General features: G+C 56.0%; 12 protein-coding genes. 3 read left to right on the top strand and 9 right to left on the bottom strand.

Annotated features, from left to right (window positions below):
* Positions 1-43: 43 nt before the first annotated feature.
* Positions 44-700 (top strand): GntR family transcriptional regulator, encoded by a 657-nt coding sequence (locus tag QKW35_RS02100; RefSeq protein WP_282350465.1) that lies wholly within the window; start codon positions 44-46, stop codon positions 698-700.
* Positions 701-751: 51 nt separating this feature from the next.
* Here the strand turns inward: QKW35_RS02100 and QKW35_RS02105 are convergent, their stop codons facing one another.
* From QKW35_RS02105 to QKW35_RS02115, 3 genes are all read right to left on the bottom strand, one after another.
* Positions 752-1885 carry a mandelate racemase/muconate lactonizing enzyme family protein gene (locus tag QKW35_RS02105; RefSeq protein WP_282350467.1) on the bottom strand — a complete coding sequence of 378 codons (1134 nt, stop codon included), beginning with the start codon at positions 1883-1885 and terminating at the stop codon, positions 752-754.
* Positions 1886-3004: a mandelate racemase/muconate lactonizing enzyme family protein gene (locus QKW35_RS02110; protein ID WP_282350468.1), complete on the bottom strand. Its 1119-nt coding sequence runs from the start codon at positions 3002-3004 to the stop codon at positions 1886-1888. It abuts the gene before it with no gap.
* Positions 3005-3072: 68 nt separating this feature from the next.
* Positions 3073-4653 (bottom strand): BCCT family transporter, encoded by a 1581-nt coding sequence (locus QKW35_RS02115; RefSeq protein WP_282350469.1) that lies wholly within the window; start codon positions 4651-4653, stop codon positions 3073-3075.
* A gap of 352 nt (positions 4654-5005) precedes the next feature.
* Between QKW35_RS02115 and QKW35_RS02120 the strand changes: the two genes are divergently transcribed.
* A complete protein-coding gene (locus QKW35_RS02120) occupies positions 5006-5191 on the top strand; it encodes a DUF1289 domain-containing protein (RefSeq protein WP_282350470.1) in 186 nt (61 codons plus the stop codon).
* Positions 5192-5201: 10 nt separating this feature from the next.
* Here QKW35_RS02120 and QKW35_RS02125 read toward each other — a convergent pair whose 3' ends face one another.
* The 4 genes from QKW35_RS02125 to QKW35_RS02140 all read right to left on the bottom strand — a co-directional run bounded on the left by QKW35_RS02125 (position 5202) and on the right by QKW35_RS02140 (position 10916).
* Positions 5202-6986: an ABC transporter ATP-binding protein gene (locus QKW35_RS02125; protein ID WP_282350471.1), complete on the bottom strand. Its 1785-nt coding sequence runs from the start codon at positions 6984-6986 to the stop codon at positions 5202-5204.
* Positions 6976-8715: an ABC transporter ATP-binding protein gene (locus tag QKW35_RS02130; RefSeq protein ID WP_282350472.1), complete on the bottom strand. Its 1740-nt coding sequence runs from the start codon at positions 8713-8715 to the stop codon at positions 6976-6978. The genes QKW35_RS02125 and QKW35_RS02130 overlap by 11 nt, the downstream gene beginning before the upstream one ends.
* A gap of 180 nt (positions 8716-8895) precedes the next feature.
* Positions 8896-10071: a vWA domain-containing protein gene (locus QKW35_RS02135; protein ID WP_282350473.1), complete on the bottom strand. Its 1176-nt coding sequence runs from the start codon at positions 10069-10071 to the stop codon at positions 8896-8898.
* Positions 10071-10916, bottom strand: a complete 846-nt coding sequence (locus QKW35_RS02140; protein ID WP_282350474.1) for an AAA family ATPase — start codon at positions 10914-10916, stop codon at positions 10071-10073. Before QKW35_RS02140 ends, QKW35_RS02135 begins: the two co-directional genes overlap by 1 nt.
* A gap of 190 nt (positions 10917-11106) precedes the next feature.
* Between QKW35_RS02140 and QKW35_RS02145 the strand changes: the two genes are divergently transcribed.
* Positions 11107-13299, top strand: coding sequence for a sensor domain-containing diguanylate cyclase (locus QKW35_RS02145; RefSeq protein ID WP_282350475.1), 2193 nt, complete (start codon positions 11107-11109; stop codon positions 13297-13299).
* A 22-nt stretch (positions 13300-13321) separates the two neighbouring features.
* Here QKW35_RS02145 and QKW35_RS02150 read toward each other — a convergent pair whose 3' ends face one another.
* Together QKW35_RS02150 and ppa are read right to left on the bottom strand one after the other, a co-directional pair.
* Entirely contained in the window at positions 13322-13603 is a 282-nt protein-coding gene (locus tag QKW35_RS02150) for a hypothetical protein (RefSeq protein ID WP_282350476.1), read from the bottom strand.
* 202 nt (positions 13604-13805) lie between these two features.
* Complete coding sequence (ppa, locus tag QKW35_RS02155) at positions 13806-14339, bottom strand: inorganic diphosphatase (RefSeq protein ID WP_282350477.1); 534 nt, start codon at positions 14337-14339, stop codon at positions 13806-13808.
* Positions 14340-14362: the final 23 nt, after the last annotated feature.

Consider the following 14362-nt stretch of genomic DNA (forward strand, 5'->3'; position numbering starts at 1 on the left):
AAAATTCAGGCTTTGATATGATTGTCCTGCAATCGACAATGTGATGGGTATTCAGGAAGAGATGAATAAATCGGCAAAGATCAGCAAGCGCAGCCTGGAAAGTCAGGCGGCCGATCTGATGCGGGAAGACATTATAAACGGGAATCTGACCCCGGGAACCCGCTTGGTGGAGACAACCCTGGCCAAAGAGTATGGCTTGTCCCGTGGCACCATCCGTATCGCACTGCACCAGTTGGGGAGCGAAGGGTTGGTAACCCAGGTTCCTTATGCCGGCTGGTCGGTTACTGAACTGAACGATCAGGACCTGTGGGAGCTGTATACCCTACGCGCCACATTGGAAGGGATGGCGGCGCGCTTGGCGGCAGAGCGGATCTGTGAGGAGGGAGCTGAGCGATTGCGTGAGGCCTATCAGCAACTTCTGGCTTTATGTAAGTTGGGGGATCTCAAGGCGATCACCCGCGCCGATCTGGATCTCCACAAGCTGATTATCGAATTGTCCAGTCACTCCCGCTTAGCCAGTCAGTACCAACTGGTCGAGAACCAGTTTCTGGCTTATATCGCGGCCGCCAACCGGGACTTTGAACCGGAGAGTGTGGGCCTCAGTCATGCAGCCCTGGTGGAGGCAATCTGCGAAGGGGAGAGTGATAGGGCGGAAGCGGAGGCAATCCGTAATATCACCGGCTTTGAGGAGCTAAGATAAGCAAACAGCTAAAGGCGTCAGCCGACGCCTTTGTTCGTTTCGGGAGCTCTGCTAGGTAACTCGGTAACGCTGGATGATCTCATCATCCAGCTCCATCCCCAGACCAGGCCCCGTTGGCAGTGGGATCATCCCGTCGAGGGTGATCTGAGGGCCGTTCGTTGCGAGCTGCCAGCGTAAAGGGGATGTGGAGGTTGAAAACTCCACGTATTCCGCCTTCGGTTGTACAGCCAGAAAATGCAGGTTGGCCGCCAGGGTGAGGTCCGTATTCCAACCGTGGGGAATCAGTCGGCAGCTATGTTCAGCGGCCATGCCTGCTATCTGTTTCAGTGCGGTGAAGCCGCCTACCCAGCTGATGTCGGGTTGGGCGATATCAATGCCCGCCTCGGTAAAGAACGGGGTCCACTCTGCAGGGGCGGTCAGGCCCGTATCCCCGGCACCGACCGGTATGTTCGCAGCGCGCAGGGCGGCGAATTGATCGATGAGATCCAGTGGGAATGCTGCTTCAAGCCACTGAATCCGACACTCATGCAATGCAGGCAAAAGTGGCTCCAGTTCCTGATAGCTGCGAAAGCTGGCAGTCGCGTCCAGCATCAGCTCCATCTCATCACCCACAAAACGACGTGCGGCACAGAGCAGCTCCGCGCCGAGTTCAGGCTCCTCCCGCCAGAAGGGATCAATCGCCAGTTTCAGGGCCCTGACCGGGTACACCATCGCCCGCTCCAGTGCCTGTTGCAGTTCTGTCACTGTACGTCCCAACGGGTAGACGGTTGTATAGGCAGGCAGGTGTTGCTGCTGAACATTACCCAGCAGTTCGGCTACCGGTTTTTTTTCCAGTTTGCCTAACAGGTCCCACAAGGCGATATCGACACCACTGATGGCATGCATGACAACGCCACGCCGTCCGCAGTAGCTGGTTTGGTGATACATCTTCTGCCACAGGTCGCTAATATCCGTCGGGTCCTGGCCCAGCAGGATCGACTTCAGACCCATCAGCGTGTTGATGCGGGGAGGTGCGTCAACGATTGCTTTTATAACCGAGGGTAAGCTGTCGACCTCGGCAATACCGCTGACCCCGGCGTCCGTATCAATCCGGATCAAGCAGTTGTTATTGGTCGGATCCAGGTCCAGTTCGCGCTGACCGGGTACCCGCAGCTCAATGACTTCGACATCTGTTATTTGAACCACTTAACCACCTATCGTGTAGTGCCAGACTGCGTGATCCTGAACCGCCTGCCAATCCATTGTGATACCCAGGCCAGCGCCGGAAGGGGCCCGGACTTGACCGTCTACTGTGCGTATTGGTGTTAAGCAGCAGGCTTCGTGGCTGGGATAAGGTACAGGCTGTTCGAAGTACTGACTGTTAGGCAGCGATAACATCAGGTGCAGGTTAGCGGCCTGAGTAAGGCTGTAACCCCAGGACTGCAGTTCAAGGTTTAAACCATTGGCTTCTGCCAGGGCTGCAATAGTGCGACCGGCGGTAAAGCCACCGGCATAGGTAACGTCGGTGCGCAGTGCATCCCAGGCGTCCTCTTTCAGGGCCAGATTCAGAAGGCCCGGGGTGAGCAGGGTGTTGCCGGCCGGCAGTACCGGAACCGTCGTCGCACTGCGCAGTTCGGCATAACCGCGCAGGTCGGTATCCAGCAAAGGGGCTTCCAGCCAGACACAGTTCATCTTCTCCAGGCGTTTGGCGATGACTAATGCATCCTGGCGGTTGTAACGTTCCTCCAGATCGATCATAAATGGCAATTCAGAGCCAAAGACTTCTTCGATTGTATCGAGCAGCGCCAGATCCTGCTCCAGATTGCACCAGACATGGAATTTGATCGTACGGTGTCCCTGGGCCAGCAGTTGCCGGACAAAAGCCACATACTCGGATGGCTGATCGAATACCGGTGTGCTGGCATAGGCATCGATGCTGTTGCGGCTGCCGCCCAACAGACGGTAGAGCGGCAGATCCAGCGCCTTGGCTTTGAGGTCCCATAAGGCGATATCGATGATCGATTGGGGTTTTGGTGTCATGCTGTTGTAGCGCCCCATCAGGTGTTGCCAAATCGCATCCGTATGCCAGGCGTTGCGCCCCAGCAATTCCGGTAGCAGGGACTTCAGGGCGGCTGCCGGCGCGCTGTCAAAGTCGTGTTCCGAGTAGGTGGTAATCCCAGCGAATCCTTGCGCACCACAACGGGTGTTCAGGCGCAGCAGGGTCAGGGTTTCAAATACTTCGCCCATATCTCCCGCCAAGCGGTAACGCTCCACCGGAGGTGTAACGGCGAAGACCTCTGCACTTTTAATTTCAAGCTCTTTCATTCACACAATCCCAAAGTTCGGGGAGTTGTGATCGCCGCCCGATCGGACGGCGGTCACGGTACTCATCTTCAGATGGTTACGTCTGCGGTTGTTTCTTCGCGGCGAGGGGGATGAACCGCTACCGGCACTGGAGCCACGGCTGGCTGTAGACGGTATTCGTCTTCCCGTAACCAACGCACCAGGGAGATCGCCATAATGGCGGTGATGAACAGTTGCGGCAGAGCAAGTGTGATCGCCGCGGTCTGCAGCGCTTTCAGACCGCCAACAAACAACAGGCTGAGTGGCAGTCCTGCCAGGGCAAACGCCCAGAACAGACGGTGCCAGCGCGCCGGATGTTCATCTTCCTTCAGCTCGACCGTTGCGACAGCCGCCATGGTGTAGGCTGCCGAGTCAAACTGGGTGGCGAGGAAGATCAGGGCCAGAATACAGAACAGGGGCAGTATGATGCTGGACAACGGCAAGGAGTTGATCACTGCGATAATGGCCGTTGGCGCATCCTTTTCATTCAGCAATGTGGTCACAGACAGGATGTCGTTCAACTCCAGATGCATAGCATAGTTGCCCAGTGCACCGAAGTAGGCCCAGCAACCCAGGCTGCCAAAGATCAGCATACCGGCGATAACCTGGCGAATGGTGCAGCCGCGGGAGATCTTGGCGACAAACAGCCCCATAAATGGACCGTACGCGATCCACCACGCCCAGTAGAAAATAGTCCAGCCTTCCGGGAAACCGGAATTGGTCACCGGATCGGTCCAGAAGTTCATGCGTATAAAGTTCTGGAACATCAGACCGATGCCGTTGGTGGTGGTTTTGAGGATAAACAGGGTCGGACCCACCGCGACAATGAAGACCAGTAGGGCGATTGCCAACCAGACATTGATATCACTCAGCACCTTAATCCCTTTCTTCAGACCGGAGTACGCGCTGATACCAAAGATGGCTGTGCAGAGCAGCATGACAAATACGCTCAGGCCCATGGTGTTCTCGATACCCAGGATATCGCTCAGACCCGCTGCCACCATCGGTGTGCCCAGGCCCAGGCTGGTGCCGACACCACCCAGCAAACCAAACATAAATAGAATATCGATAACACGACCCAGCGGGCCGTGGGCATGTTTGCCGATCACGCCTTCGCAGGCAGCACTGAGTTTCAATTCCGGCTGCTTGCGGACATGGTAGAGGTACGCCAGAGGAATGGCAGGAACCCCATAGAACGCCCAGGCGGTTATGCCCCAGTGGAACATGCCGTAGGTAGCAGCCCATTCTGCGGCGGCATCAGAGTTTGCTTCAATGCCCAGTGGTGGTGACTGCAGATAATACGCCCACTCGATCACACCCCAATACAGAATACCGGAACCGATACCGGCGCAGAACAGCATGCCGGCCCAGCTAAAAGCGGTGAATTCCGGTTTATCTTCAGGACTACCCAGTTTTACTTGCCCGTAACGGCTCATTGCCAGCCAGACCAGCAGAACAACAGCCGCGATCCCGCCCCAGAGATAAAGAATGCCAAATTTAGACGTCATGATGCCGAAGGCAGCATTGATAAATGCATTCGCTTGCTCGGGCATGGCTAGCAAGGGAACGCAGATGCCGAGCAGTACCACCAATGTGGTGACGAAGGTCGGCCAGTCAGTACGAATACCCATCTTAGGTACCTCATTTATTTTTATTTGTCTGAATCGGTCTTTCCGAATTGTTCGTTTAGTGAACAAGAACAGGGTGGATAATATCATCATATTGTAGATTGTCCAACAATCTACAATATGATGATTGAAATTATATGCCTAAAAGCTCATCGCTTTAGTGATGCAAAAGCAGCACAACGTGGTATCTGATGTTAGAGCTTAGGCGCTTGGTAAACGGTGGATGCTGCAGGAAAGATGGAGGTTCTAAGGTTGTTTGGGAGTTATGTGGGTCGCAAAAAAGCCACCCTGAGCTAAGCTTCAGGGTAAATTTTTGTTTCTTGAACAGGACAAGGTAAGTCGGAGAGACTCAAGGATGCAGATGAAAAGGAACACCGCCCCCTGTGTGCGCAACTGTTGCCTGGATGAGCACGATATCTGTCTCGGATGCGGGCGCTCGCTGGAGCAGATCCTCAATTGGAGTGAAGTCGATCAGGCGCAGCGCCAGCTCTGGTTGGACGAGGCGGCCGAGCGACGGCAAAAGCGCCGCTTGTCGATCTGAATTACCTGATTTAACTGAGCATCTCCACCCGCTTCGCTTGCTGCTGAAGCTGGTACATGGAGCGGTATAAACCCGCCTCTTTGCCCATCAACGCGCTGTGGGTACCCCTTTCCTCAATCCGTCCGTGGGACAGTACCAGTATCTGGCCGGCGTGTTTAATCGTCGAAAGCCGGTGCGCCACAATGATCATGGTAACCTGGCCGTGTAACTCTTTCAGCGCCCGCTGGATCACCTGTTCTGTTTCACTGTCCACATTGGCGGTCGCTTCATCGAGCAGCAGAATGCGCGGTGATGCAGCCAGGGCTCTGGCGATCACCAGTTGCTGACGCTGGCCGGTGGAAAGGCGGGTGCCGCCTTCACCCAGCAGAGTGTCGAGACCCTCCGGCAGTTGCATAAGGGTGTTGCTCAGGTGGGCTTGCTGTGCGGCGCGCAGCAGTTCAGCTTCTGGAAGACCGCGGCCCATATCGATGTTATCGCGTAGGGTGCCGGCAACGATGAACGGCTCCTGCGGAATCAGGCCGATACCCCGGCGCAGGTTGTCGTGGCTGAAACTTTCCAGCGGCTGGCCATCCAGTTGGATAGCATCCGGGTTGCCCTGATAAAAGTTGAGCAGCAGGCTGAGCAGGGTGCTCTTGCCGCTGCCGGTATGGCCAACGATTGCATAGAGTTCGCCCGGTTGCAGGCTGAAGCTGATATCGTGCAGCACCGGTTTATCTGCCTGATAGGCGAAGTTGAGATGGGACACCGATAAGCGACCTTCGCTGACCTGTGCCGGGGTGTTGTGGTACTGCTGCTCGTTTTCCTCGATCAGGGTGTGGACGCGGTCCCCAGCCACCATCGCCTGCTGGTAGAGGTTGAAGCGTTGGGTCACTTCGGCCAGCGGTTCGGTAAACCGGCCCAGGTAGTTAAGGAAGGCGTAAAGCACCCCGACTTCGGCCACACCGGTGGTGACCTGCAAGCCAAACATCCAGATGATCGCGACCAGCACCAGAACACTGAGCAGGTCGATGGCCGGGCGCAGCAGCAGGGCGCTCACCTTGATGGTGCGCATGCGGGCGCGGTAGTAATCGTCGTTGACAGCATCGAACTTGCCGATAAAGCGCTGTTGCTGGTTGGTGGCCTGCAAGACCGACATGCCGGCGATCGATTCGCTGACGTTGGCGTTGATCTCGGAGCGTAGGTGGCGACTGTGCTGCACCGCCGGACCGCTGAACTTTTCGTACAGAAAGATCACGCCAACGACGGTGGGAATCAGCAGGGCAGACGCCAGCATCAGTTGAAGGTCCAGCAGCGCCATGGCAATCAGGATGCCCACCAACAGGATCAGGTTGCTCATTACCACCGACAGAAACTGCACGTAGAGATCCTTGATCGCTTCGGTGTCGTTGGTGATACGGCTGACCAACTGGCCGGTGCGGGCATGATCGAAATAGGCCATCGGCAGGTTGAGTACGTGCTTGAAGGCGCGCTGACGGATGTCCTGCACCGCATTCAGCGCCATGGTGGTGAAATGCATGGTCTGCTTGTAACGCAGCCAGGCGGCTGCAACCTGCGTCACCAGATACAGGCCCAACAGGATGCCCAGCGCCTGGGTATCAAAGTTGCGTGGCATCAGGTAGTCATCGATAAATACCTTGCCCAGGTAAGGACCGAACACGTCGGCCGCAGTCGCCAGCAGCAGGAAAATCGTGGCTTTGCTGAGTAGGGCCTTGTCGCCATAGATATAAGCCGACAGCAGCTGGAAGGTGCCGCGGCGATTGTGGTGTTTTGCAATGCGCTGCTGATTATCGTTCATCCAGTGCCGCCTCCATCTGCTGGTAGGTCCACATGCGGCTGTACCAGCCATCCTGCTGCGTCAGGCTGTTGTGGTGACCCCGTTCGCTGATCTCCCCATGGTTGAGTACCAGGATTTCGTCGGCATCCTCGATGGCCGAGAGGCGGTGGCTGATAATGATCACGCTGCGATTCTGGGTGTCACTGCGGAGATGCTGCAGGATCTGTTGTTCGGTATGTACATCCACTGCCGACAGGGCATCGTCCAGAATCAACACCGGTGCATCGGTGATCAGGGCACGGGCGATTGCCAGGCGCTGGCGCTGTCCGCCCGACAGGGTGATACCACGCTCACCCACCTGGGTGTCGTACCCCTCGGGGAAGCGCTGGATATCTTCGTCCAGCGCCGCAATCCGGGCCGCGTGGCGGATCTCTTCGCGGGATGCATCCGGTTTCGCCAGCGCAATGTTGTCTGCGATGCTGAGGCTGAACAGGAAGCTGTCCTGTGGCACGTAGGCAAAACAGGCGCGCAGCTCATGCAGCGAGAGATCCTGCAACGGCGTGCCGTCGATACGGATCTGCGCGGTGCCGGATTCCCAATGACGCGTCAGCAGCTGGATCAGCGTGGTTTTGCCCGACCCGGTTGGACCGGCGATCCCCAGACGTTTGCCGGGGGGCAGGGCGAAGTTCAGGCCTTTCAGGATCTGTGGGCCGCCAGACTCGTAGCCGAAGTTGAGATTTGCCACTTCAATCGCGGGTGTCTGCGGGCGTGTCTCTCCGCGATCATCGATGGTATCGGCGGTATTGAGCAGCTCATCTACCCGTTTGAATGCCGCACTGCCCCGTTCAACGATGTTCAGCAGCCAGCCAAAGGCCCACATAGGCCAGATCAGTTGGCCCATGTAGAGGGTAAAGCTGGCCAGCTTGCCGACCGTGAGTTCCTGTTGCCACACCAGCCAACCGCCGACCGCCAGGATCAGCAGCAGCGAGGTGGTCAGGCAGAGGTAGATCACCGGTTCGTACAGGGCTTCGTAGCGAGCCACCTGGTAGTTACAGCGTGCGGCTTTTTCGGCGATGCCGTTAAAGGTATCGCTTTCCGCCTGCTCTCGTCCCATCGCCTTGACCAGCCGGATGCCGGCCAGCGCTTGCTGGGTCTGGTTGTTCAGATCGGAAAAACGCTCCAGTGACTCCTGAAAGTGTTGATGAACGGAACGGGAGATCTTGTAAAAGCCGTAGCCCATCAGCGGGAACGGCAGCAGGGCGATCAGTGTCAGGCGCCAGTCGATGGCAAACAGCATCATGGCGATTACCAGAACAAAGGTGAGCGCACCGTCGAAGCCGGACAGCACACCTTCACCGGCCGCCAGCTCGATGGCATCGATATCGTTGGTGGCCTTGGCCATCAGGTCGCCGGTACTTTGCTGGCTGTAGAAGGCCGGTCCCAATCGGGTCAGGCGCTGGTAGAAACGCTGGCGCAGGATGCCGCCCAAGCGGTAGGAGGTGCCAAACAGGATCAGGCGCCAACCTACACGTAACAGATAGATCAACAGACCCATGACCAGCAGCACCAGCAGATACTGTTCAACCGGGCGGCTCAGTTTGCCTTCGGCCAGCAACAGGTCGATGGTCTGGCCGATCAGGTAGGGCAGAGCGGCGTTGAGCAGGGCAACGCCTGCCAGCATCATCAGGGCCAGGGCATAAGTGCGCCGGTTGGCTTTAAAAAACCACGCCAGTTGGTGAAACAATTGCATCTGCAGGTGAGTCCGTTGCTGTCTGCGGGAAAGTTAGGGTCAGGAGCCTGCTGGGGTTGACCGAGCATGAAACCCAACAGGCTCCTAGTTTACAGCGTAGACCGGGTTGAGGTGCAGAGGGAGAGGAGCCGCATAACTGCAACAGAGTGATGCGGCGAATGTATGGAAAGTAGCGCAGGCCTACCTGGACAGGTACTTGATGCCCTGTTCGATGCCGTCGAGTGTCAGTGGATACATCCGGTCCTCCATGATCTGCTGGATCATGCTGATGCTGTGGGTGTAGTTCCAGTAGCGCTGCTGACTCGGATTGAGCCAGATAACCTTGTCCCAGGTCGCCTTGATGCGTTGCAGCCAGACTTGGCCCGGCTCATCATTCATGTGCTCCACACTGCCGAAACGGTCGACGATCTCGTAGGGAGACATGGACGCATCGCCGATAAAAATCACCCGGTAGTCGGGGCCGTAGGTGTGTAATACGTCGAGGGTGGGGATCTTCTCGGCAAAACGGCGGCTGTTGTCCTTCCAGACGTGCTCGTAAACACAGTTGTGGAAGTAGAAGTATTCCAGGTGCTTGAACTCGGTGCGGGCGGCGGAGAACAATTCCTCACACATACGGATATAGGGATCCATGGAACCACCCACATCCAGAAAGAGCAGTACCTTGGCGGCGTTGTGACGCTCGGGCACCATCTTGATGTCCAAGAGGCCAGCGTTGTTGGCGGTGGACTGGATTGTGTCGTCCAGATCCAGCTCATCGGCGGCACCGCTGCGGGCAAACTGGCGCAGCTTGCGCAGGGCTACCTTGATGTTGCGGGTGCCCAGCTCGACGCTGTCATCCAGATTGCGGAACTGGCGTTTCTCCCACACTTTTACCGCACGTTTGTTTTTGCTCTCGCCGCCGACCCGAATCCCCTCCGGGTTGTAACCACTGTGCCCGAACGGTGAAGTGCCACCGGTGCCGATCCACTTATTCCCGCCGGAGTGGCGTTCCTTCTGCTCGTTCAGCCGCTCTTTAAGGGTATCGAGCAGGGCTTCGAGTCCCCCCATGGCCTCAATCTCGGCCTTCTCTTCGTCGGAGAGCTGGCGCAGGAAATTGGCTTCCAGCCAGTGCTCCGGGATCAGTGCGTCGGTAAAGTCTTCGACCAGTTCCAGATCCTTGAAGTAGGCACCGAAGGCCTGATCGAAGCGGTCGAAGTACTTCTCGTCCTTGATCAGGCAGGTCCGCGCGAGCAGGTAGAATTCGTCTGCACTGCAGAAAGCCAGTCGCGCTTGCAGGGCTTCCAGCAGGATCAGCAGCTCCTTGATGGTGACCGGAACACCACTCTTACGCAGGTGGTAGAAGAGGTCGATCAGCATCAGCGGTTATCCCGACGGGCCATAAAGGCCAGGCGCTGCAACATGTGAAGATCCTGTTCGTTCTTCAACAGGGCACCGTACAGCGGCGGCATCGCCTGGCTTGGATCGCGGTTGATCAGGGCGTCGCGGGAGATGTCGTCGGACAGCAGCAGTTTCAGCCAGTCGATCAGTTCGGAGGTGGATGGTTTCTTGCGCAGGCCGTTCACGTTGCGTACCTGGAAGAAGATCTCCAGCGCTTCGCGCACCAGCTCCTGCTTGATCTCGGGGAAGTGCACATCCACGATCTGATGCATGGTCGCCTGGTCGGGGAAATTGATGTAGTGGAAGAAGCAGCGGCGCAGGAAGGCGTCCGGCAGCTCCTTCTCGTTGTTGGAGGTGATGATAATGATCGGGCGGTGCTTGGCTTGTACGCGTTCGCCGGTTTCGTAAACAAAGAACTCCATCTTATCCAGCTCGACCAGCAGGTCGTTCGGGAACTCGATGTCAGCTTTATCCACTTCGTCGATCAGCAGTACCACCTGCTCGTCGGCGTCGAATGCCTGCCACAACATCCCTTTTTTGATGTAGTTGGCGATGTCGTGCACCCGGTCGTCACCCAGCTGGGAGTCGCGCAGGCGGCTTACCGCATCGTATTCGTACAGACCCTGCTGGGCTTTGGTGGTGGATTTGATGTGCCAGCGCAGCAGCTTTTTGCCTAGGGAGGCGGCAACTTCTTCCGCCAGCATGGTTTTACCGGTGCCCGGCTCGCCTTTGATCAGCAGTGGGCGCTGCAGCGTAATGGCGGCGTTAACAGCCATCTGCAGGTCTTCGGTGGCTACGTACTGGTCGGTACCTTCAAATCTCATCCAACATTTCCTCCTATGTCCGGAACCGGCAGTGTACCAAAAGCGTTTCACTGGGTACTAATGAATAAGGGTAATCATGTAATCCGGTGTGATCCATTTGTGTTAAAAATGACCAGTCCGGTTCTATTTAAGGGGTACTGACGGTAGTATTGCTGGACGTCTGATTTGAGATCTATTGATTGGAAGGTGTATGGCAGGTTCCGTCGATGAACTTAGCGCTGAATCCAAGTGTGCAGTAGCGCAAACCGAAGTCCCGATGACAGTGGAGGAGCTGGACCAGATCCTCAAGCTGCAGCAGGAACTGTTTGCCAGTGTGGCGCGTAACGATGATCATCTGTCGATCATTGCGCAGATCTGCGCCTTGGCAGAAGGTTTTCTACCCAATGCGGTGGCGTCGGTCATGTTGCTCGATCCGCAAACTGGATTGATGAGTGTGCTTTCCGCACCGAGTGTGCCGCAGCAGGGAATCGAAGCGCTGCGTGGCCTCAAGCCCGGTAAGTCGGGTGGTTCCTGCGGTAACGCGGTTTTTTCCAATCAGCCTGTGTATGTTCAGGACACCTTCGCCGATCCCCGTTGGGCGGATCTGAGGCAGATCGCCTACGACTTCAATCTGTGTTCCTGCTGGTCGACGCCGGTGCGCAACGAAAAGCTGGAAGCGATCGGTTCTTTTGCGCTGTCCTCCTTTGAGCATCGTTTCCCATCTGCTTTTCATAAACGCTTGCTGGAAGTTGGTGCCCACATTATCAGTATCGTACTGGCGCGCCAGGGACAGGTTGAAGATCTGGAGGCCAGCCGCAAACGGATCGAACTGATGGGTACAGTGCTGACCCAATCCTCGGAAGGTGTATTGGTGACTGATGAGCACAATCGCATTGTAGAAACCAACGCAGCGTTTGAACGCATCACCGGTTACCGCAACCATGAAGTGCGTGGTCGCGACCCCAAATTACTCTCCTCTGGTTTGCAAGATGCAGCTTTCTATGAGCGGATGTGGGCCGAATTGCTGCTGCATGACAATTGGCACGGTGAAATAATCAACCAGCGCAAAGACGGCTCCGAACTGTGTCAGTGGATGAGCTTGAGTGTCATTCGTGACCCGATGGGGCGTGTCCGTAACCATGTGGCGGTGTTTACTGACCTGACCGAGCTGAAAGCGGGTAAGGAGAAACTGGTACACGCGTTGGAGCATGACCAGCTCACCGGTTTGCCCAACAAGTCCAAGCTGACCATGCTGCTGGATGAGGGAGTTCATAGCCGCTCGCTGTTGCTGCTGAATGTGGATAACTTCAGCTACATCAATACGGGCTATAGCCTGGCCTTTGGCGACAAGTTGCTGTGTGCCATTGCTAGGCGTTTGCTGGAGATCGAACCCCACGCCCAGATATTCAGAATCAACGCCGACGAGTTTGCGTTGTACTTCGATCGGGAAGTTGATCTGGTGGCGGTCAATGCCCGCGTACAGAAGCAGTTCTTCTCCCGTCAAATTGACGTGGAAGACTTGGGATTCAACATTACCTTTACCGCAGGAGGTGCCGTTGGTCGCGAAGGCCTGGCGAGCAAAGCGGTGCAGGCGCTACGCAAAGCGCGTGAGTTGGGTAAGAACCAGTTCCACCTCTATGCTGCGGACAGCGACGAGCCGGATCAGGCAAAACGGGCCGAGCATATTTATTGGAACGGTATGTTGCACGATGCGCTGGCGAACGGCGGCATCGAACCGTATTTCCAGGGGATTCGTGATAACCACACCGGCGAGATCGTTAAATACGAAGCATTGGTGCGCCTGCTTGAGGGCGGCACGGTGCATAGTCCATTCCATTTCCTGGACGCGGCGCGTCTATCGGGATTACTACCGCTGATCACCCGTCGTGTGATCGACCGAGGTTTTTCTCAGATTGCCGGTACAGCCATTGAGCTGTCGATCAACGTCACTGAAGAGGACCTCAACCAGCACTACTTGGAGCAATACCTGGAAACCAAGCTGGCTGAATATGCGGTGCAGCCGGAACAGGTGACGCTGGAGATTCTGGAGGGGGTCAGCTCCACCGGTAAGAAGAACCATATTAAGCAGCTGCGTGCGCTGAAGGCACGCGGTTATCATCTGGCGATCGATGACTTTGGCACCGAATACTCAAACTTCGAACGTATCCTCGAGCTGAATGTGGATGTGGTGAAGATTGACGCCAAGTACATCAAGAACATCGCCGAAGACAGAGCGAGTTACGAGATCACGCGGGCGATTGTGTATTTTGCCAAGAACGCGGGAATCGAAACCGTGGCCGAGTTTGTCCACAGTGAAGCTGTGCAGGCGATTGTTGAAGAGTTGGGAATTGAGTATTCGCAGGGTTATTTGTTCAGCGAGCCTGCGGCAGAGATCCATCTGTAAGAAAAGGAAGGTGGGAACCTTCTTACACCTCAATATCAATCAGTGTGCCGATACGTTCGCTGTCGGCCTGCAAAACCTTGGTGCCTGCTTCCGCTTCTGTTTTTGCCAGCTGCAGCTCTACCAGTGATGACTCGATCGGTTTATTGGCCACCGGTGCAAAAGTGTTGGAAGACTTCTGGGCGTCGGTAGTTTCAACCGGAGTATCGATCGGTGCTTGTGCGATCTCGGTTGCCGCCTGATCCATGCGTTGTTGAGACTGGCTGATGGCCTGGTACGCCGACTGACTGGCGGGTTGAATATCCATGGCGGTTCTACCTGATTGGGTGGGATTCAGCCCCTAGGGTAGAGGTTAAAGATGACCGTTACTAGTGTGACTCATGCTTTTTTCGTAGTTCTGTTCTTGCATCAGGCTTTTTGTTGATCTCAGGCAGATAAAATAAAACCCCGCCCAGGTTGCCCTGAGCGGGGTTTTCTAAAGTGTTAAGCAGCCTGAGACTGCTTACGTATTATTTAGCGGCTTCGTATGCAGCGGCAGCTTCAACAATCGCAGCGCGTGCAGCGTCAGCGTTGTCCCAGCCTTCAACCTTAACCCACTTGCCTTCTTCCAGACCTTTGTAGTTCTCGAAGAAGTGCTTGATGCGGTCACGCATCAGCTGAGGTACGTCTTCGATGTCGTTTACATCTTTGTACGCTTTAGTCAGCTTGTCGTGAGGAACAGCAACCAGCTTAGCGTCTTCGCCTGCTTCGTCGGTCATGTTCAGAACGCCTACAGGACGGCAACGGATTACGGAACCTGGGATTACCGGGTATGGCGTCAGAACCAGTACGTCCAGTGCGTCGCCGTCGTCCGCCAGGGTGTTGTTGATGTAACCGTAGTTAGCTGGGTAGAACATAGGAGCAGCCATGAAACGGTCAACGAAGATCGCGTCTTCCTCTTTCTCGATCTCGTATTTTACCGGAGAACTCTCTGCCGGGATTTCGATCACAACGTAGATGTCGTTTGGCAGATCTTTGCCTGCAGGGATTTTAGCGAAGCTCATGCTTGTCTTCCTGTTAACGATTA

Source organism: Pontibacterium granulatum (genome assembly GCF_029961155.1).
GTDB lineage: Bacteria > Pseudomonadota > Gammaproteobacteria > Pseudomonadales > Balneatricaceae > Pontibacterium > Pontibacterium granulatum.